Raw genomic sequence first — 18,979 nt, 5'->3', positions numbered from 1 at the left:
AGGCTTCGTTAAAAGGCGATGCATCAGGGAAGACCGGCGAGTTGCAGGCCTTTTATCAGCGGTTCTGTGAAGGCGGGATCGCGATCGGGAACGAAATGACGAATGTCCTCGCTGCGGAAATCGGGGAAGTTTTCCAGCACCGTCCGGGCATAGTTCTGAGCCTTGCCGGTATCACCTGCCATCGCATGCGAGGCGGCAAGCAGACGCGCCGTCGCCTGTTTGGACTTTACCGGTTCCAGCGCGTCGATTGCCTTTTCATACTCCTCGCGCATGAAGTGGATGCCGCCGAGGTTCCAGTAATAATAATCCGGCGGCAGTGGATTGAGTTTGAAGGCCGCGCGGCTGAGCTCCAGCGCCCGGTCGAAATCGCCGTCATGGGAAAGCGCGTCGGCGAAATCGGCGAGGATGTCGGCATCGTTGGGATTGAGATCCTGGGCCTGCTGGAAATATTCCAGGCTTTCGTCGAAGCGGCGGCGATAAAGCGCCACAAAACCGAGCTCGCGATAGGCCCGGCCGCTGTTCGGGTCGGACTGCTGCGCAAGGCGGGCAGCACCATTCGCCTCGTCGAGCAGTTCCTTGTCGCGCATGCCGCGGATCAGCCATTCCATGCCGAGCGCCCGCGACACGCCGGCGTGGGCGGCGGAGAAATGCTCGTAGCGATTGAGCGAAGATTTGAACCATTTGCGCGCCTGGCGCAGATGCTGCAGGTCGGTTTGGGCGATCAGCCGCTTGCCTTCGAGATAAAGGCGATAGGCGGAAGCCGGCGCATCGCCGATCGGCATTGCCAGTTCGTGGCGCTCGATCGTGTCGGCGAGCGAGGAGACGATCCGGCGCGTCAGATGCGCGAAGGATTCGCTGATCTTCTGCATCACCAGCGGCAGTTCCAGCGCCCAGATCACCTCCGACGTCGTCGTCCGCGTCAGCCGGCAGGTGGCAAAGACATCCTCGTCGCGGCCTTGGATGGTGACGTAGACCGCATAGTCGAAGCTGAGGTCGAGCGGGCCGGGCACGGCCCGCGCCGGATCGATCGAGCGGCTGAGGATTTCGAGGCTCGTATGCGCGGCGATCACCTTGAAGCCGCGCTGCTGACTGAGGCCGATGGTGACGTCTTCGAGAAGCGCCCGGCCGACACGCTCCATCAGCGGATCGGTGAAGATGCTTTCGGGCGGCAGGATGATGATGCGCGGCTGGCCGAGCAGATTGGTGAACATGCCTGATGCAGACGGGCGCTCCGGTGCAGCTGCCTGCGCTGCCGGGATCAGGCCGAGTTCACGGGCAAGCGCGGTGGTGCTTTCCTCCGGCTCGGTATCGAAGTCGTCCTTCAGCTGGCTCTTGCACTTCAGATAGGCCTGGCGGGCCGCGGCCACATCGTTCATCCTGACATAGGTGCGCATCAGGGCCCGATAGGCCGTCTCGCTGGCAGGGTCGAGTTCCAGCAGGCGCCGGGCAAATGCCACCTGCTCGTCATCCGATCCGTCTTCCGATGTTTCGATCAGCCGGGTGAGATGGGCCGAGCGTAATTCGTCGATACGCTGGCGCTCAAAGGTCAGCCAGTCCTCGGCGCCCTGCGTCGGCGATTTGGCGCCCTCCAGCAGTTCGCCGTTCAGCATATCGCTGTCTTCGGGGGCGAGCGGCCCTTTCTGTTTAAGGATATGAACGTCGACTTCCCAGCCATCGGCAAGCCCGATATGGGTGCGGGTCGCGGCAAGCAGGGGCGGAAGATCGGTGGGAATGCTCTGCTCGATACGCGACAGCAGCTGGCGCAGGCTGCCGGCGCGCTTTTCCGGCAGTTCCGATTGCCAGAGCTGCCGCCTGACGGTCTCGCGGTCGAGTTCGAGATTGGCTTCGGCGGTCAGCATGGCGAGGAGAAAATAAGACTTCTCCGGCAAGGGGAGTTCCCTCCCCGCTGCCAGCAGCCTCGGTCTTCCGAGCAGGCACAGCCTGTTCTTCGACATCTGTCCGGATGTCCGTTGCATCCCGGTTCTCACCCCTGAAAGCCATGGCGCGCAAACGTAGCGGTCGCAAAATCATGTTAGAGCTATAAGAGCGCCGCGCATAGCGGTTTTTGTTATGAAGAGAAGAAGTTTCAGCGAATATTTGCATTTTCGCGTACCGCTCGCCGAGAAGATGCTTCGGCAACACTTTCCGATGGGGTGCTGTGGACTTTCTGTGGCGGGAGTTGTTTGAGCAATCGCCAGCTTCAAGACCCAGCCGTCAAGCCGATTACAGCCCTTGTGCAACCCGTTTCGGGCTCGTTTCCGTCGCGGCGGCCTCGATGAAATCGAGCCCGATATCCAGTACCGGCGCGCTGTGCGTCAGCCAGCCGACGGAGATGAGATCGACGCCGGAGGCGGCGATTGCTCCAGCCGTTGCCGGCGTGACTCGGCCCGAAGCCTCGGTGATCGCCCGGCCGGCGACGATAGCGACGGCTTGGCGCAATTGATCCGGCGTCATGTTGTCGAGCAGAACGGCGTCGACGCCGGTCTCCATCGCTTCGCGCAGCTGATCGAGGGTGTCGACTTCGACCTCGATCTTCACCAGATGGCCGACGCCGGCCCGCGCCCGGCGGATCGCCTCGGCGACGCCGCCGGCAATGGCGACGTGATTGTCCTTGATCAGCACCGCGTCATAAAGCGCGAAGCGGTGGTTCATGCCGCCGCCGGCCCGCACCGCATATTTTTCCAGCGCCCGCAGCCCCGGCGTCGTCTTGCGCGTGCAGGCGACGGAGGCTTTGGTGCCGCGTATGGCGGCGGCAATCTCGTCCGTCACGGTGGCGATGCCGGAGAGATGGCCGAGGAAATTCAGCGCGGTGCGCTCGGCTGTCAGCAGGCCGCGTGAGGGACCTTCGATGGTGACGATCACGTCGCCGGGTTTGACCGCATCGCCGTCCTGGAGATGGCGGCGCATGGCGATACCAGGATCGACGAGGTTGAAGGCGAGTTCGGCTGCATCAAGGCCGGCGATTACGCCCGGCTGGCGGGCGGCCATGACGACCGTCGAGCGATGGTCGTGGGGAATGACCGACGCCGAGGTGATATCGCCGGCAAGACCGAGATCTTCGAGCAGGGCTGCCCGGACCAGCGGTTCGACGATCAGGCGCGGAAGCGGAACGAGGCTCATCTCAGGCACTCCTTGCAAGAATATAGAGCGGGGCAAGGGCATAGGGCGATGTGGCGCGGGCAATTTCCAGCGCTTGGGAAAGGCGCATCTGGTGCCGGTCGGTAGCGCCGAGCTTCAGCGGAAAATCGGTGCGGGCATGGGCGCCGCGCGATTCCGTCCGCAGGCTTGCAAAGACGGCAATCAGCAGCGCGACGATAGCAGGATCGGCGGTGGGGCCGTCGCCTTCGGCCAGCGGCAGCAGCGCGGCGATAGCGCCCTCAACGGCGCCGGCATTGCGCAAGACGCCGAGATGGCGCGAGACGATCGGCCGGACGAGCGATGCATCGGCTGGCGCCGGCAGTCTCTCGGCGAAGAGGGTGCCGGGACGGCTCGCCGGCATGGAAGAGAGGTCGCGCGCCGCCCGCATGCCCATCACTGCCGCCTCCAGCAGCGAATTGCTGGCGAGCCGGTTGGCGCCGTGCAGGCCGGTCGAGCCCGCCTCGCCTACGACCCAGAGTCCTGCAACCGAGCTGCGGCCGTTGGCATCCGTCGCAACGCCGCCCATGTGATAGTGAACGGCCGGGCGCACCGGAATGAGGTCCTTCGCCGGATCGATGCCGGCCTCGTTGCAAAGGGCTGAGATGACGGGAAAGCGGGTGGAAAACCGGCTGCCCAGCGCATCGCGGGCATCGAGGAAGACCCGGCCGCCGCGGGCGATTTCGGCACTGATGGCGCGCGCCACCACGTCGCGCGGCGCAAGCTCGGCGCCCGGGGTGCGGGCCATGAAGCGTTCGCCGCGTTCGTTGACGAGCAGAGCCCCCTCGCCGCGCACCGCCTCGCTGACCAGCGCCAAAGGCCTGCGACGGGAATCGAGCGCCGTCGGATGGAACTGGACGAATTCCATATCAGTGAGATCGGCACCCGCTCTCGCGGCGAGCGCGATGCCCTGGCCGAAATTGCCCATCGGATTAGTGGTCGCATCGTAAAGCCCGCCGATGCCGCCGGTGGCGAGCACCACTTTCGAACTCGGCAGGATGGCGGCGCCGTTGGCGGTCGCGCAGAGCAGGCCGGCGACACGCTCGCCATCCATCATGATCCGCCGCGCCTCAAAACCTTCGAGCACTAATATGGACGGTGTCTGCTTCACCGCCCGCACCAGCGCGGCGACGATCGCCGCCCCCGAACCATCGCCTTCGGCGTGGACGATGCGGCGGCGGCTATGGGCAGCCTCCAGCCCGAAAGAGAGTTCACCGGCGGCATTTCTGTCGAAACGGACGCCGGCCCGCTCCAGCGCTGAGATCGCCGCCGATGCTTCGGTGATGATGCCGGCGGCGACCGCGGGATCGCAGAGGCCGTCGCCGGCGACAAGCGTATCGGCAAGATGCAGCGCGGCGCAGTCGTCGGCGCCCATGGCGGCGGCGATGCCGCCCTGCGCCCAGGCGCTCGACGTCTCGGTGCCGAGGGCGGCGCGCGTGACGATGACGCAAGGTTCGGGCGCCAGTGTCAGGGCGGTCATCAGCCCGGCAAGGCCGCTGCCGACGATCACCGTCTGTCCGGCGAGATTGTGGAGAATCTCGGTCATATCGCCAGCATCCTTTCGACGGCGCGGCGCGCCGCCACGGCAATTGCCGGGTCGACGGTCACCTCGTGGCGGTTTTCCTCGAGCGCCGCACGGATATTGGCCAGGGTGATCCGCTTCATATGCGGGCAGAGATTGCAGGGGCGAATGAACTCGACCTCGGGATGATGCACGGCGACATTGTCGCTCATCGAACATTCGGTGAGCAGCACGACGCGCGCCGGTTTCTGCCGGCCGACATAATCCGACATGACAGCGGTGGAGCCGGCAAAATCGGCCTCGGCCACCACCTCGGGCGGGCATTCGGGATGGGCGAGCACCGTCACGCCTGGATGGTTTTCGCGCAGCTGGCGCACGTCCTCTGCGGTGAAGAGTTCATGCACTTCGCAATGCCCGTGCCAGGCGATGATCTCGACATCGGTCTCGCGGGCGACGTTGCGCGCCAGATATTCGTCCGGGATCATCAGCACCTTGGGCACGCCGAGCGATTCCACTACCTGTTTGGCATTGCCCGAGGTGCAGCAGATGTCGGAGGCGGCCTTCACCGCCGCCGAGGTGTTGACATAGGTGATGATCGGCACGCCGGGATGAGCCTCGCGCAACAGCGCGATATCTTCAGGCGTGATCGAATCCGCCAGCGAGCAGCCGGCGGCGAGATCAGGGATCAGCACGGTTTTCTCGGGGTTCAGAAGCTTGGCGGTCTCGGCCATGAAATGCACGCCGGCCAGCACGATCACATCGGCATCGACCTCGATCGCCTTGCGGGCGAGCGCCAGACTGTCGCCGACGATATCGGCCACACCGTGAAAGATCTCGGGCGTTTGGTAGTTGTGCGCGAGAATAACGGCGTTGCGGCGGCGCTTGAGCTCGAGGATGGCGTCGACGTCGTTTTCGAACGTCATCCATTCGGCTTTGGGAATGACGCGGCTGACGCGCTCGTAGAGCGAGGATGCGGAAACAGAATGATTCATGACCGGCTCCTTATTATGCTCTATTTGAGCATATCATGGGCAAATAGATATTCTCACGGTGAGCATATGTCAATTGCGGGAGAGCGGTAATTTCGTTCCGGCGAGCGCCCGTTCTTCGAGCACCGTGTGGCGGAAGCGGAAGAGCTTGGCCGGCCGGCCGCCGGTTTCGCTTTCCGTGCCGCCGGTTTCCTCGACCAGTTCCTGCTGTTCGATCAGGCGGCGGAAATTCTGCTTGTGCAGCGTCAGCCCCGCTAAGGCCTCGATGGTACGCTGCAGCCGCAGAAGCGTAAAACTCTCCGGCATCAGTTCGAAGACCACCGGACGGTATTTGATCTTGGCGCGCAGCCTTGCGATCCCGGTCGCGAGAATCCGGCGGTGATCGGCAAACATCGCCCGGCCGAGATTGGCTTCACCAGCGCATCCGGCTTCGGCAACGAGCCCCGCTTCATAGAGCAGTTCGTAGCGCTGCAGCGCCAGATCCTCGTTCCAGCCGCCGCCGTCGAGGCCGAAGGTGAAATCCGCCCGGCGATGGCGGTGATCGCGCCTGAAAGAATCGGCATCGGCCCAGTGGCTCAGCCGCGTCATGATCTCATCCAGCACGGCCGGCCGGCCCTTCCGGTGGTCTTCCCAGGGAAAATATTCATACCAGCCATGCCATCCCGGCCGGCCGGCGCCCGACTGCTCGTTGACGAGGCCGAGATAGCTGATCGAGATCGTCCGCCCGCCGGGGATATCGTTGTTCCGGTCGCGGTCGGCGAAGGTATAAAGCTGCTCGAGATAGCCGACCGGATGCTCCGTCTGCTCCTGCACCCATTCGCGCAGGCCTGATTGCAGGGTGCGATGGCCCATTTCGAACGGGCCCGACGGCAGCGCATTGCCGGAACGGATCGTCATCACACGCGGCTCGTCCCCCGTCACCGCGACGAGCACCGCAATCAATTCCGCATGCGCAAAGCCGATCGTCACAGGGGACCGAATACTCCGTTCCGAAAGGGTCATTCCTGACACAGGCGGGGGCGGAAGCCAATGGCGGGTTCCCCCTTCTCCCCAACGGGAAGACGGTGCCGGAGGCGGTTGAGGGGGCGACTCGGTGTGCAGCGTTTGCCTTTCGCTTGCCGCTCAAGGCGTTCGTTGCTGGCGCTCCTCACCCCCCCCGCATCTGCCCTACGGGCATCTTCTCCCCGCTGGGGAGAAGGGGGAGCAAGCCGCGCGGTGGCCATTCCTACAGCAAAGGGTCTCAAGAGGAGTGGGACGTTGCCACACCCCCCTTCTCCCCAGCGGGGAGAAGATGCCGGCAGGCAGATGAGGGGGTGAGCGAAGCGAATGCGCTGAGCGTAAGCGAAGGCAACGATCAGGCGGGCACTTATCCTCAACGATTTCCCGTCCCGCCGGCCAGCCCATCCAGGAAAATCTTCAATTCCGCTTCGTCGATGCCGACGAGATGGCGGTTTTCCGGGTAGACGCCAATGCGGACATCCTCGGCGAATTCGGTGAAAGCGGCGATGCGTTCGCGCTGCAGCCGGTCGTGTTCGGCGGCGAAGTTGCGGTAGACCTTGGCATGGCGCGGATAATGGTCGCGATTGGCGCCGAGCACGTCGTCGGCGAAGAGATATTGGGCGTCGCAGCCGCTGCCGGCGCCCATGGAGATCATCAGCATCGCGGTGTTGCTGCTGATGGCGGCGGCGACCTCGCCCGGCACGACTTCGATTTCGGCGGCGAAGGCACCGGCCTCTTCCAGCGCCTTGGTCTGCCGCCAGATCTCGGCAGCACTTGCCGCCGTCTTGCCGACGGCGCGGAAACCGCCGGTCCAGGTTGCCTTCGACGGGATCAGCCCGAGATGGCCGCAGACGGGAATGCCCTCATCGCGCATTCGCCGGATCGTCTGCAGGCTGGCAGCGCAATAGACCGCATCGCCGCCGGCCCTCAGCGCGGCGAAGGCGGCGCGCAGATAGTCCTCGGCCGAGACGTGGTCGCCATATTCGAGCCCCGGAATGGCAAAGGGCGTCGGGGCGATTTCGCGAAAGACCGGGCCGAGCAGCGAGGGCGGCACCGAGACGATGTCGATCCCGGCTTTTTCCGCCGCTTCCGCCTCCTCCAGCGAGGTGACGCGCAGCATGGTGAGCTGGCGCTTGCCCTTTTCCGAAAGCAGATCGGCGACGGTCGCGCGTCGATGTTTCTTCATCGTCAATTCCTTTGAAAATATAGGGTGAATATATCGGGCGGCTCAGGCGGCCAGCAGGGATTTCAGTTTGACGTCATTGGCTGCGAGCGCCGCGGGATCCGGATGGGCGCGGGCTGCGATCAGCATTTCGGCAAGGCGGATGTCGCGCGCCACCGCATTGCCCGGTCCGATGCCGCTTGCGGCGATCAATCGGCCCTCGGCGTCGAGATGGAACAGAATGAAGGCGCCTGCGCTGAGATCGCGGCGCTGATGCGTGACAGCGCCTTCGGCAAGGCCGGCAATTTGCAGCGTCATGTCATATTGATCCGACCAGAACCACGGCACCGCTGAAACGGCTTCATCGAGGCCGAGCATGTTGGCCGCGGCCAATGTGCCCTGCTCCTGGGCGTTGCGCCAGGATTCGAGCCGCACCCGGCGCCCGCCATAGATCGACAGCGGAAAAGAGCAGCAGTCGCCAGCGGCAAAGACATCCGGTGCCGAGGTCTTGAGATTGACATCGACGGCAATGCCGTTTTCGACCGTCAGCCCGGCTTTTTCGGCGATCTCGACGTTCGGCCGCGCGCCGATGCCGACAAGGGCGAGATCGGATTCGATCACTTCGCCGCCCGACAATCGGATCAGGGCCTTCCCGCCTTCCTCGGTCAGCCTTTCGATCGAGACGCCGCAGCGGATATCGACGCCCTCGGCGCGGTGGCGCTCGGTCAGGAGATCGGCGATTTCTTCCGGCACGCCGCGCTTCAGCACGCGTTCCAGTCCCTCGATGACGGTGACCTCGGCGCCGAGCAGCCGTGCGGTTGCCGCAAGTTCCAACCCGATGAAGCCGCCACCGATGATGGCGATATGCTTGCCCGGCTTCATCGCATTGCGCAGTGCCGCCGCATCGTGATGCGTCCGCAACGAGCGAATATGGGCGCTGCCCTCCGGCGCGCCGGGGAACGAACGCGCGGCTGCGCCCGTCGCCAGCAGAAGCTTGTCATAGGAGAGCGTCGTCCCGTCGGAAAGCGTGATTGTCCTGGATGCGATATCCAGATCCCTGGCTTCGAGGCCGGTCAGCAGCCGAATGCCGCTGTCGGTGTATTTTTCCACCGCAGCGATGAATTTCGGATCGCTGGCATCGGCGGAACCCGCCTTCGAAAGCGGCGGCCGTTCATAGGGATGAAGGGGTTCGGCGCCGACAAGCGTTATTTCGCCGTCAAAACCCTTTTCCCGCAGCGCGAAGGCGGCACGCGCACCGCATTCGCCTGCCCCCAGAATGACGAAATGAGCCACACCAGCCTCCGTCAGAGCGAGATGAAGACGGCGCCGCCTTCGATCTTGACAGGATAGGTCTTGAGATTGACGCAGACCGGCGCACCCTTGGCTTCGCCCGTCTTGTAGTTGAAGCGGCCATTATGCTTCGGACATTCGATAATCTCATCCATGACGAGGCCGTCGGCGAGATGGATTTGTTCATGGGTGCAGAGCCCGTCGGTCGCGAAGAATTCGTCGTCGGGGCTGCGATAGACCGCAAAGGTGCGCCCGCCATGATCGAAGCGGATGACATCCTCTTCGTCGATCTCGTCCTTGCCGCAGACCTCGATCCAATTTCCGCTCATCTTATCCTCCCTTAATTGTGATTATTGCGCGGCCGGGGCCAGCTCATTGTGGAATTCCTCGCGATAGGGCCGCGCGGTGGCCGGCAGTTCGCGCTTGAGGAAATAATCCTCGTTGCGCAGCTGGCGCAGGAAGGCCGGGATCATCTCGCGGTAGCCTGACAGGATCGAAGCGTTCGGCGCCGGCAGGTCGTGCTTGATCATCGCGTGCAGCCTGGGCAGCGCGTGGTAGGGCACCATCGGGAACATGTGATGTTCGACGTGGTAATTCATGTTCCAGTAGATGAAGCGGCTGATCGGGTTCATATAGACCGTGCGGCTATTCAGCCGATGGTCGATGACATTGTCGGCCAGGCCGCCATGCTGCAGCAGTCCGGTCAGCACATGGTGCCAGGCGCCGTAGAGGCGCGGCAGGCCGATCAGCATCAGCGGCAGGATCGAGCCCATGGCGACCGCGGCGGCGATCGTGGCAAGATAGATCGCCAGCCAGATGCGGGCGATGCGGATCGCTTTCGGCTGCTCCATCTCGGGAATGAAGGTCTTCTCCGCCGCGCCGATAAAACCGGCGGCGTTGCGCAGCATGTCGACGATCGCATGCCAGACATCGAGAATGCCGAAGAAATTGAGCACCAGCCGGAAGAGATCCGGCGGCCGCATGACGGCGATCTCGGGATCGCGGCCGACGATGACCGTATCGGTGTGATGGCGCGCATGGCTCCAGCGCCAGGTCACCGGATTGCGCATGATCATGAAGCAGGCGATCTGATAGACGGCATCGTTCATCCAGCGCGTCTTGAAGGCTGTGCCGTGACCGCATTCGTGCCAGCGGCTGTCGGAGGCCGAGCCGTAGAGCACGCCGTAGGCGAGGAAGAAGGGGACAGCGATCCAGGAGCCCCGGAAATAGATGCCGAGCCCGGCAAGGACCAGCATGCTGCCAAGCCAGATGACGGTGTCACGGATACCAGGCGCATCGGAGCGCTGCATCAGCGCCTTCATCTCCTTGCGCGGAATATCGGTGTGATACCATTCGGCTGCCGCCAGCCCCGTCTCGACGGCGGCGCGGCCGCTTTCGCCGAGCAGGTCGTAGTCCCGTTTCTGTGCCTCGATCGCCATCATCCGCCTCCTGTTCTGCCGTTGCCGAGAGAATAGGTTGACTTCGGAAGAGGCTCAATGCAGGTTTGATGCAATCTATCAAAAGCTATCATGAATGGCTCGCATTCATGATCGAATCCCTCAGGAACCTCATGCGTCGTCCCACCATATCCGATCTCGCCCGCGCCTCCGGCGTCAGCGTCGCCACTGTCGACCGGGTTCTCAATGCCCGCCACCGCGTGCGGGAGGAGACGGCGCGGCGGGTCTATGATGCGGCCCAGCAGATCGGCTACCACGCCGTTGGCCTGATCCGGCAGCGGGTCTTCGAGGACCTGCCGCAATATAAGCTGGCTTTCCTGCTGCAGAAACCGACGCAGTCCTTCTACCAGAGCTTCGTGCGCGAGATCGAAACCGCAGCGCGTGCGGTGACGACCGCGCGCATCCAGACGCAGGTCGACTTTCCCTCCGCCGCAACGCCGGCGGCGATCGTCGAAAAGATCAGGACGCTCGCCGCCCGCAATCAGGCCGTTGCTCTCGTCGGCCCGGATTATCCGGCGGTGACGACGGCAGTCGAGGAATTGAAGGAGCGCGGCATTCCCGTCTTCTCGCTGCTCTCCGATCTCGCCACCGGCGTGCGCGATGCCTATGTCGGCGTCAACAACCGCAAGGTCGGGCGCACAGCCGCCTGGACGATTGCGCGAACGGCGCGCAAGCCCGGCAAGGTCGCCTGTTTCGTCGGCAGCCACCGTTTCCACGGCCATGAATTGCGGGAGATCGGCTTCCGCTCCTATTTCCGCGAGAATGCGCCGGAATTCGACGTCCTGGATACGCTGATCAACCTCGAGACCGCCGAGATCACCCATGAGGCGACGCTGACGCTGCTGCAGAAACATCCCGATCTCGTCGGCCTCTATGTCTGCGGCGGCGGCATGGAGGGGGCGATTTCCGCGTTCCGCGAAGAGAATGTCGATGGCCGGATCGTGCTTGTTGTCAACGAGCTGACGCCGGAGAGCAAGGCCGGCCTTGCCGACGATATCGTCACCATGGTGGTCGCGACGCCCCTGCCCGCTCTCTGCAAAGAGCTTTTGTCGCTGATGGTCGGCGCGATCGAGCATGGGGAGGCCGCCGTTCCCGGCCAATCCTTCCTGCCTTTCGACGTCTACATCTCGGAGAATATTTGAGGAATGATGGAATTCTATCATTGCGGCTGAAATTCTTTCAGCAATGAGGGCAGTCGCCGGCGATCGCGGATGGATTGCCATCCGAATTCCGCTAGAGATTCGCTCGCCCATTCACGACGAACTGCTCCGCTTACCTCGCGGAGACGAGGAGGATATATCCGTCATGACTTCGATCCGCTTTGCGCTCAACCATATGGCAGCGCCGTCGCTTGCCATCGATGATTTCTTCGCACTGACAAAGTCGCTCGGCATTGGCTCAGTCGAGATCCGCAACGACCTTTCCGGCAACGCCATTCTCGACGGCACCAAGCCCGAAGTGATCAGGCAAGCCGCGGCCCGTCATGGGCTGACGATCATCTCGATCAACGCGCTGCAGCGCTTCAACGAGTGGAATGAAGCCCGCGCGCGCGAAGCGCAGGCGCTGATCGATTATGCCAGCGCCTGCGGCGCCAAGGCGCTGGTCCTCGTTCCGAAGAATGACGGCACCGGCTGCGCCGACGGGGAGCGCCAGGCCAATCTGCGCCAGTCCCTGACGGCACTGAAGCCGATGCTTGAAAAAGCCGGCATCATCGGCCTCGTCGAGCCGCTCGGCTTCGAGATCTGCTCGCTGCGCTCGAAGACAGAGGCGGCCGAGGCGATCAAGGAGTTCGGCGCGCAGTCGACCTTCAAGCTCGTGCACGACACTTTCCACCATCACCTTGCCGGCGAAGCCGCAACCTTCCCGGAGCTTTCCGGCCTCGTGCATATCTCGGGTGTCAGTGACCCCTCTGTTTCCGTGGCCGATATGCGCGATTCCCATCGCGTGCTCGTCGACGGCGACGACCGACTCGACAATGCCGGGCAGATCAAGGCGCTGCTGCAGGCGGGTTACAACGGCCCCTTCTCCTTCGAACCCTTCGCAGCCGAAGTGCATGCGGTCGAGGATCCGGCCGCAGCACTTCGCGCCAGCATGGACTATCTCACCGCGCGGGTTTGAAGCCTGAGCGAAATATCTGACGATCGGCCGCCGGCGAGCGGCCGACCGGACACGTTAGTCGCGACCTCGGAACCGGCGCTGATAGGCCGGATCGTAGAGCGAACTTTCGCGGAAATCTTCTGCTGCGAGCGAAGGGCCGACGAAGATGATCGCAGTGCGTTCGATCGGCTCGGCCGCAACCTTCGCCTCGATATCGGACAGCGTGCCGCGCAGCACGCGCTCATCAGGCCAGGAGGCCTTGACGACGATCGCGACCGGGCAGTCGCTGCCATAAAGCGGCGTCAATTCCTCCACCACCTGCTTCAGCGCATGGATTGCCAGATGGATCGCCAGCGTCGCGCCCGTCGCGCCAAACCTGGCGAGCGTCTCGTCGTTCGGCATCGGTGAAGCACGGCCGGACACGCGGGTGAGAACCAGGCTTTGGGCGACGGCCGGGATGGTCAGCTCGCGCCCGAGCGCCGAGGCTGCGGCGGCAAAGGCCGGCACACCGGGCGTCATCGTATAGGCGATGCCGTGTTTCTCCAGCCGGCGCACCTGCTCGGCGACCGCACTCCAGACCGAGAGATCGCCGGAATGCAGCCGGGCGACATCCTGGCCGGCCGCAGCGGCGCTGAGATATTCCGCCTCGATTTCGTCGAGCGACATCGGCGCGGTATCGACGATGCGCGCATTCGCTGGGCAATATTGCAGCAGTTCCGGCGAGACGATCGAGCCGGCATAGAGGCAGACCGGGCATTGGCCGATGAGATCGCGGCCACGCACCGTGATCAGATCTGCAGCCCCGGGCCCCGCGCCGATGAAATGCACCGTCATCTCGTCATCCTTTTATCCAGCGCCACTGGGTCACCGGCATGGCCGGCCGCCAGCCGCTCATGCTGCCGACAGGGCCCGCGCGCGATATGTCGATCCGCGTCAGCGAGCCGCCGTGTTTTGCCTGTTCGGAAAGCAGCATGGCTTCCATCTCCAGCGTCACGGCATTGGCAACCAGCCGCCCTCCCCGCTTGAGCGCAGCAATCGCGGCATCGATGACGCCGGGCTCGCTGCCGCCGCCGCCGAGGAAGATCGCGTCCGGTTCCGGCAGGCCCGCCAGCGCGCCGGGCGCCGTGCCTTCGATGACGGCAAGATGCGGCACGCCGAAGGCGGATGCGTTGCGGGCGACGCGCGCGGCCCGCTCCGGCGACTGCTCGATGGCAATCGTCTTCAGGGAGGGATCGGCCAGCATCCATTCGATGCCGATCGATCCGGAACCCGCGCCGATATCCCAGAGCAGCTGACCGTGACACGGCGCCAGCGCCGACAGCGTCACCGCTCGGATTTCGCGTTTGGTGATCTGCCCGTCATGCTCGAACAGCTCATCCTCGAGCCCGGCGGCGAAAGGCAGAATTCGAGCCCCCTCCCCTGCTGCGATTTGTAGGGCGCAGACGTTCAACGGGTCGATGTCGGCGAGATCGAAATCCTCGGCCAGGGCATTTCTCCGCCGTTCCCGCACTCCGCCAAGCGTCTCGAGCACTGTAAGCCGCGACTGACCGAAGCCGGTGGCGGCAAGCAGCGTTGTCAGCTCGCCGGGCCCCTTTTCGTCGGAGGTCAGCGCGAGGATGCGCCGCCCGGGGTGCAGATGCGGCCGGATCAGGTCGATCGGCCTGCCATGCAGCGAAATCGTCGTGACATCCTGCAGCGGCCAGCCAAGGCGCGACGCGGCAAGGCTGAAGGCCGAGGGCGCCGGGATGGTGTGCATCTCCTCGGCCGCCACATGGCGGGAAAGCGTTGCGCCGACGCCGTAGAGGAACGGGTCGCCGGAGGCGAGCACGACAACGGGCGTGCCGCGCCTTTGAAGGAGGGCATCGACCGAGCGTTCGAACGGGCTCTGCCAGTAAAGCCTTTCGCCTGTGATAAGTGACGCGGCAAGCGCATGGTGCCGCGCCCCTCCGAAGACGGCCGGTGCGGTAGCGATTAGCCGCCTCGCCTCTTCGCCGAGCCCTTCTGGACCATCTTCGCCGATGCCGATAATAGTCAGCCAGCGCGGGCCTGAAGCAGGAGAGACATCAGACATGGGAAGACCTCGCATCCTGATCCTCGGCGGCACCGGCGAGGCGCGGCTGCTCGCCGTAGCGCTGGCGGCACGGGGACATTGCGACGTTCTTCTGTCGCTGGCCGGCCGTACCGAAAAACCGGCCGCGCAGCCGGTTCCAGTCCGCATCGGCGGTTTCGGCGGTGCTGCGGCGCTCGCCGATTTTCTGAAGGCGGGCGGATATGACCTGCTGATCGACGCCACGCATCCCTTCGCCGAGCGTATTTCCGCCAATGCCGCCTTTGCGGCCGAGGCCAGCGGCATCGCTGCGATCGCTCTCTGCCGCCCCGAATGGCAACGCCTGCCGGGCGATCGCTGGCGCGATGTGCGGAGCATTCCGGCGGCGATCGAAGCGCTCGGCCCCTCCCCCGCCACGTCTTGCTGGCGACGGGGCGGCAGGGCGCGCATTTTGCCGAAGCGGCGCCGCAGCATTTCTATCTCATCCGCAGCGTCGATCCCGTCGCGCCGCCGCTGGCGCTTGCCAATGTCGACTATCTCCTCGACCGCGGTCCGTTCACGCTGGAAGGCGAGTGCGCTTTGCTGAAGCAGCACGACATCGACGCAATCATTGCCAAGAACAGCGGCGGTGCCGCCACCTATGCGAAGATCGAAGCGGCTCGCCTGCTCGGCATCGAGGTGATGATGGTGGCGCGCGCAACGGCATCCACAGTCAAAACGGTCGAAACTGTCGAGGCGGCGCTGGCGGCGGTCGATCACCTCGTCGCCCCCGCCATGAAGCGCGGCGTGTAGACAAGGTCCAGCCGGCCGGGCCGCGCGACGATGCGGGTCTCGGCCGAGCCGATGATGACGCAGGTCGCCATATCGGCCATCGAGGCATCGGCCTGTGACAGCTGCTCTACGGCGATGCGCTCGTCCGGCCGGCCGGCCGCTCGCCCGAAAATGACCGGCGTCGTTGCCGGCAGATGCTCGCGCAACAGCTTGAAGGCTTCGCCAAGCTGCCAGGGCCGCGCCCGGCTGATCGGATTGTAAAGGGCGATGACGAAGCCGGCCTTGGCCGCCAATTCGAGACGGTTTTCTATTATATTCCAAGGCTTTAGATTGTCTGACAGCGAAATGGCGCAGAAATCGTGGCCAAGCGGCGCCCCGGCTCTCGCCGCCACCGCCAGCATGGCGGTGATGCCGGGCAGGATGGTGAGATCGACGGCGCGCCAGGCTGCCGGCCCATTCTCGATCGCTTCGCAGACGGCGGCAGCCATGGCGAAGACACCGGGATCGCCGCCGGAGACGACGCAGACCTTGGCGCCATCGGCCGCCATCGAAAGTGCGGCCCCTGCCCTGTCGAGCTCTTCGCGATTGTCCGAAGCATGCCGTAGCTGATCGTCGCGGAGCTGCAGCCTGTCGAGATAGGGTCCGTAACCGAAGAAATCCGTCGCCGCCTCGACAGCAGCCAACGCTTCCGGCGTCATCTGCTCGGGATTGCCGGGGCCGGTGCCGATCACGAAAAGCGCTCCGCTCATCGGCTGCCCTCCCAGCCCGGCACCAGCACGAGCGAAAAATACGGCGCCTCGCCATCAGATCTGTCGGCAAGCTTTTCCATCGCGGCATTCGCCATGGTGCCGCGTTCGACATAGACGGCTTCCGTCAGCCGGCCGGCGGCTTCCAAGGCCCGGCGGATTTTCGGCAGATTGCGGCCGACCTTCATGATGACGGCGGCTTGCGTATCGGCCAGCCGGCGCGTCAGCTCGGTCTCAGTCATCGTACCGGGCAGTACGGAAAGCACATCATCCCCCTGGACGATCGGCATGCCGGCCAAGGACCAGCAGCCCGACATGGCGCTGATGCCGGGGATCACTTCCGTCGGGTAGCGCTGGGAAAGTCTGACATGCAGGTGCATGTAGGAGCCATAAAACAGCGGATCGCCTTCGCTGAGCACGGCGACAGTCAGTCCGGCATCGAGATGGCCGGCGATGGTTTTGGCGGACCGGTCGTAGAATTCTGTGATCAGGCTCTGGTAGCGTTCGTCGTTCTTGTCGATCTCTGTGGTGACGGGATAATAGAGCGGCAGCAGCGTCACGCCGGATTTCAACAGCGGCTCGACAATCGCCTTGCCGTTGCCGCCCCTCCCCTGCTTGGCAAAATAGGCAATGACGTCGGCGCCTTCGATGGCGCGGACAGCTTTAAGGGTCAGAAGCTCCGGGTCGCCGGGACCGGTGCCGACGCCGATGAGACGGCTGCTTGTCGTCATAGGCCTGGCCTCGCCAGCGCATTGAGCGCTGCAGCCGTCATGGCGCTGCCGCCGAGCCGGCCGCGGACGATGGCAAAGGGTACGCCGTAGGAATTCTCCGCCAGCGCATCCTTCGATTCCGCCGCGCCGACAAAGCCCACCGGCATGCCGAGGATGGCTGCGGGTTTCGGGGCGCCGTCGCGCAGGAGTTCGAGCAGGTGGAAGAGCGCGGTCGGCGCATTGCCGATCGCAACGACGCTGCCGCCGAGCCGGTCGAGCCACAGATGCATGGCGGCAGCCGATCGCGTATTGCCGGTCTTAAGCGCCAGTTCCGGTGTGGCTGGGTCGCGCAGCGTGCAGATCACCTCGTTCAGCGCCGGCAGCCGCGCCCGGGTGACGCCCTGGGAGACCATTTCCGCATCGCAGAAGATCGGCGCCCCGCCCTTCAGCGCCGCGCGCGCAGCGCCGACGAAATTGGCAGAGAACACAAAATGCTCGGCCGCCTCGACCAGTCCGCATGCATGAATCATGCGCACGGCGATGTCGGCTTGATCCTCGGTGAAGCGCGAAAGATCGGCCTCGGCACGGATGATCGCAAAGGAACGCTCGTAGATCGCGTCGCCGCTGCGGATGTAATCGTAGTCTGGCATTCTTATTCCTGTCGCAGCGCCTTCGAAACGCCGATTGCGCCAAGCCGTGTAAGGCAGGCGGCGGCCGATTCGCCAGCGCCTCTGTTGTCTTCGATGGACCGGGCGAGCCTCTCTATAGCGAAATCGATCCGACCGCCAGCGATCCGTTCGTCCGGCCGATCCGCCGCTAACCCGTCGAGGATGAGGTCGTAACCTGTCGCTGTGCCCGTCAGCGTCAGTGCCGGCCGCGCATGTGCGCAGCCCTTGGCACAGCCGGAGAGATGCAGCGTAAGCGAACCGTCGAAGAGGGCAGGTGCTGCGGCGGTGATGCGGCGAGCCAGGGTTCGGGTCTCGTAGAAGGCGGAACCGCAGGCGCCGGCTCCGGCGCAGGCGGCGATATGTTCGCTGGTCTCGCCGGGCTGCGCGCTGAAGCCATATTTGGCTGAGGCGATCTGCATAGCCGGCACTCTATCAGCCTGTAGGCCAAGGAAGAAGAAACCGCGACCGGGCGCCAGCCGAATGGCCGTTGCGCTGTGGGCTTCGGCGAGATCGAGCAGAGCGATCAGATCGGACGCCCGCATCTGCCCGAATTCGGGCCTGACGCCGAGTACAGTTTTGCTGTCTGCCAGCCGATGGAGGCCGGAAAGCGGTATGCTTGCTGCGCGAGACGGAATGCAGCGAATGTTATCCACAGCCGGAAAATACGCCCGCAGACGCGCCGGATCGATATCTCGTGTCCGGCTGCCCTGGCCGAGGGCTGCCAGCAGGCTCAGAATGTTGCCGACGGCTGATACCGCGGCCTCGATTGGCCCGACGGCCACCGGCATTGCAGTTTCACCGTCGCCATTGATCGCGACAAGCCAACCCGTGTCCGGTTGCGCGACCACACGGATATCGGCGGAAAGCGCCGACAAGCCGAAGACACCACCGCCGTCGACAACGATCGACAGTTTTGGCGCGAGCCGCGGCGAGGCGATGAGATCGTGAAGCGTGCGGCGCAAGGCCATTTCCATTACGGCCGGATCGCTCCGCTCTTGCGGGTCGATACCATGCAGCGGCGAAATCTCGATCCCCGGCCCGTCCGGCACGGTGATCCCGGCGGCATCGATATCGGCGGCAAGCTGTCCGACGGTCTCGGCCCGCAGTCCGCGAATCTGCAGATTGCCGCGGGCGGTGATTTCCAGAATACCGTTTCCATGCGCAGCGGCTGAGCGGGCAAGGGCTGCGAATTGCGGCAGCCTCAGCGAGCCGCCGGCCGGCCGCAGCCGCACCAGCAGGCCGTCACCGGTCGGCATCGGCGTGGCCAGAGCGGGGCAGGCGCCGCGCCTGCGCATCGCCACCGCCGGGCGGCCGTGCAGATCCGCCTCGCCTGTCCCGTCGATCGTCGTTGTGGCCTCATTGCTCATTCGTGATCCTCTGACCATT

The 18,979-nt window shown here is 64.4% G+C and carries 17 protein-coding genes and 1 pseudogene; 3 read left to right on the top strand and 15 right to left on the bottom strand.

Going from position 1 to position 18,979, the window contains the following annotated elements; all coding sequences use genetic code 11:
* Positions 1–23: 23 nt before the first annotated feature.
* The 9 genes from CO657_RS32115 to CO657_RS32075 form a co-directional block, all read right to left on the bottom strand.
* Entirely contained in the window at positions 24–1,976 is a 1,953-nt protein-coding gene (locus tag CO657_RS32115; RefSeq protein WP_054184002.1) for an AfsR/SARP family transcriptional regulator, read from the bottom strand.
* A 247-nt stretch (positions 1,977–2,223) separates the two neighbouring features.
* The gene (nadC, locus tag CO657_RS32110; RefSeq protein ID WP_054184003.1) at positions 2,224–3,120 is read right to left on the bottom strand and encodes a carboxylating nicotinate-nucleotide diphosphorylase; all 897 of its coding nucleotides are present in this window, start codon (positions 3,118–3,120) and stop codon (positions 2,224–2,226) included.
* A gap of 1 nt (position 3,121) precedes the next feature.
* Positions 3,122–4,681 (bottom strand): L-aspartate oxidase, encoded by a 1,560-nt coding sequence (locus tag CO657_RS32105; protein ID WP_054184004.1) that lies wholly within the window; start codon positions 4,679–4,681, stop codon positions 3,122–3,124.
* The gene (gene nadA / locus CO657_RS32100) at positions 4,678–5,649 is read right to left on the bottom strand and encodes a quinolinate synthase NadA (protein ID WP_012555391.1); all 972 of its coding nucleotides are present in this window, start codon (positions 5,647–5,649) and stop codon (positions 4,678–4,680) included. The genes CO657_RS32105 and nadA overlap by 4 nt, the downstream gene beginning before the upstream one ends.
* A 69-nt stretch (positions 5,650–5,718) precedes the next feature.
* Positions 5,719–6,648 carry an NUDIX hydrolase gene (locus CO657_RS32095; protein WP_425349943.1) on the bottom strand — a complete coding sequence of 310 codons (930 nt, stop codon included), beginning with the start codon at positions 6,646–6,648 and terminating at the stop codon, positions 5,719–5,721.
* A gap of 370 nt (positions 6,649–7,018) precedes the next feature.
* Entirely contained in the window at positions 7,019–7,831 is an 813-nt protein-coding gene (locus tag CO657_RS32090) for a 3-methyl-2-oxobutanoate hydroxymethyltransferase (RefSeq protein WP_054184005.1), read from the bottom strand.
* Between the two features lie 42 nt (positions 7,832–7,873).
* Complete coding sequence (locus CO657_RS32085) at positions 7,874–9,100, bottom strand: NAD(P)/FAD-dependent oxidoreductase (protein ID WP_054184006.1); 1,227 nt, start codon at positions 9,098–9,100, stop codon at positions 7,874–7,876.
* Between the two features lie 11 nt (positions 9,101–9,111).
* Positions 9,112–9,426, bottom strand: a complete 315-nt coding sequence (locus tag CO657_RS32080) for a MocE family 2Fe-2S type ferredoxin (protein WP_003594985.1) — start codon at positions 9,424–9,426, stop codon at positions 9,112–9,114.
* A gap of 21 nt (positions 9,427–9,447) precedes the next feature.
* Positions 9,448–10,536, bottom strand: a complete 1,089-nt coding sequence (locus tag CO657_RS32075) for a fatty acid desaturase family protein (RefSeq protein WP_054184007.1) — start codon at positions 10,534–10,536, stop codon at positions 9,448–9,450.
* A gap of 131 nt (positions 10,537–10,667) precedes the next feature.
* Here CO657_RS32075 and CO657_RS32070 point away from each other — a divergent pair, with 131 nt between their 5' ends.
* On the top strand, positions 10,668–11,696 hold the full coding sequence (locus CO657_RS32070) for a LacI family DNA-binding transcriptional regulator (RefSeq protein ID WP_054184123.1): 1,029 nt from the start codon (positions 10,668–10,670) through the stop codon (positions 11,694–11,696).
* Between the two features lie 163 nt (positions 11,697–11,859).
* Positions 11,860–12,672, top strand: coding sequence for a TIM barrel protein (locus CO657_RS32065; RefSeq protein ID WP_054184008.1), 813 nt, complete (start codon positions 11,860–11,862; stop codon positions 12,670–12,672).
* Positions 12,673–12,726: 54 nt separating this feature from the next.
* Here CO657_RS32065 and cobM read toward each other — a convergent pair whose 3' ends face one another.
* On the bottom strand, positions 12,727–13,485 hold the full coding sequence (gene cobM / locus CO657_RS32060; protein ID WP_003594990.1) for a precorrin-4 C(11)-methyltransferase: 759 nt from the start codon (positions 13,483–13,485) through the stop codon (positions 12,727–12,729).
* 4 nt (positions 13,486–13,489) lie between these two features.
* On the bottom strand, positions 13,490–14,722 hold the full coding sequence (locus CO657_RS32055; protein ID WP_054184009.1) for a bifunctional cobalt-precorrin-7 (C(5))-methyltransferase/cobalt-precorrin-6B (C(15))-methyltransferase: 1,233 nt from the start codon (positions 14,720–14,722) through the stop codon (positions 13,490–13,492).
* Between CO657_RS32055 and CO657_RS32050 the strand changes: the two are divergent.
* A pseudogene (locus CO657_RS32050) lies at positions 14,721–15,490 on the top strand (cobalt-precorrin-6A reductase). The gene CO657_RS32055 and the pseudogene CO657_RS32050 sit on opposite strands and share 2 nt — an antisense overlap.
* On the opposite strand, the gene CO657_RS32045 reads toward CO657_RS32050, so the two are convergent.
* The 4 genes from CO657_RS32045 to cobG are packed head-to-tail and all read right to left on the bottom strand — an operon-like array spanning position 15,454 to position 18,960.
* Positions 15,454–16,218, bottom strand: coding sequence for a precorrin-3B C(17)-methyltransferase (locus CO657_RS32045; protein WP_054184011.1), 765 nt, complete (start codon positions 16,216–16,218; stop codon positions 15,454–15,456). The pseudogene CO657_RS32050 and the gene CO657_RS32045 overlap by 37 nt on opposite strands.
* Positions 16,215–16,946, bottom strand: a complete 732-nt coding sequence (locus CO657_RS32040; protein WP_054184012.1) for a precorrin-2 C(20)-methyltransferase — start codon at positions 16,944–16,946, stop codon at positions 16,215–16,217. Before CO657_RS32040 ends, CO657_RS32045 begins: the two co-directional genes overlap by 4 nt.
* A complete protein-coding gene (locus CO657_RS32035) occupies positions 16,943–17,575 on the bottom strand; it encodes a precorrin-8X methylmutase (protein WP_054184013.1) in 633 nt (210 codons plus the stop codon). Before CO657_RS32035 ends, CO657_RS32040 begins: the two co-directional genes overlap by 4 nt.
* 2 nt (positions 17,576–17,577) lie before the next feature.
* Positions 17,578–18,960 carry a precorrin-3B synthase gene (gene cobG / locus CO657_RS32030; protein ID WP_054184014.1) on the bottom strand — a complete coding sequence of 461 codons (1,383 nt, stop codon included), beginning with the start codon at positions 18,958–18,960 and terminating at the stop codon, positions 17,578–17,580.
* Between the last annotated feature and the right edge of the window lie 19 nt (positions 18,961–18,979).

It is taken from the genome of Rhizobium acidisoli, assembly GCF_002531755.2.
Taxonomy (GTDB): domain Bacteria; phylum Pseudomonadota; class Alphaproteobacteria; order Rhizobiales; family Rhizobiaceae; genus Rhizobium; species Rhizobium acidisoli.
The sequence above is the reverse complement of the archived record's forward strand: the minus strand, read 5'-3'. Positions and strand labels throughout refer to the sequence as shown.

Coding starts and splice junctions, on each gene's coding strand:
- CO657_RS32115 (WP_054184002.1), bottom strand. CDS start 1,976: ATGCAACGGACATCCGGACAGATGTCGAAGAACAGGCTGTGCCTGCTC.
- nadC (WP_054184003.1), bottom strand. CDS start 3,120: ATGAGCCTCGTTCCGCTTCCGCGCCTGATCGTCGAACCGCTGGTCCGG.
- CO657_RS32105 (WP_054184004.1), bottom strand. CDS start 4,681: ATGACCGAGATTCTCCACAATCTCGCCGGACAGACGGTGATCGTCGGC.
- nadA (WP_012555391.1), bottom strand. CDS start 5,649: ATGAATCATTCTGTTTCCGCATCCTCGCTCTACGAGCGCGTCAGCCGC.
- CO657_RS32095 (WP_425349943.1), bottom strand. CDS start 6,648: ATGACCCTTTCGGAACGGAGTATTCGGTCCCCTGTGACGATCGGCTTT.
- CO657_RS32090 (WP_054184005.1), bottom strand. CDS start 7,831: ATGAAGAAACATCGACGCGCGACCGTCGCCGATCTGCTTTCGGAAAAG.
- CO657_RS32080 (WP_003594985.1), bottom strand. CDS start 9,426: ATGAGCGGAAATTGGATCGAGGTCTGCGGCAAGGACGAGATCGACGAA.
- CO657_RS32075 (WP_054184007.1), bottom strand. CDS start 10,536: ATGGCGATCGAGGCACAGAAACGGGACTACGACCTGCTCGGCGAAAGC.
- CO657_RS32070 (WP_054184123.1), top strand. CDS start 10,668: ATGCGTCGTCCCACCATATCCGATCTCGCCCGCGCCTCCGGCGTCAGC.
- CO657_RS32065 (WP_054184008.1), top strand. CDS start 11,860: ATGACTTCGATCCGCTTTGCGCTCAACCATATGGCAGCGCCGTCGCTT.
- cobM (WP_003594990.1), bottom strand. CDS start 13,485: ATGACGGTGCATTTCATCGGCGCGGGGCCCGGGGCTGCAGATCTGATC.
- CO657_RS32055 (WP_054184009.1), bottom strand. CDS start 14,722: ATGTCTGATGTCTCTCCTGCTTCAGGCCCGCGCTGGCTGACTATTATC.
- CO657_RS32045 (WP_054184011.1), bottom strand. CDS start 16,218: ATGAGCGGAGCGCTTTTCGTGATCGGCACCGGCCCCGGCAATCCCGAG.
- CO657_RS32040 (WP_054184012.1), bottom strand. CDS start 16,946: ATGACGACAAGCAGCCGTCTCATCGGCGTCGGCACCGGTCCCGGCGAC.
- CO657_RS32035 (WP_054184013.1), bottom strand. CDS start 17,575: ATGCCAGACTACGATTACATCCGCAGCGGCGACGCGATCTACGAGCGT.
- cobG (WP_054184014.1), bottom strand. CDS start 18,960: ATGAGCAATGAGGCCACAACGACGATCGACGGGACAGGCGAGGCGGAT.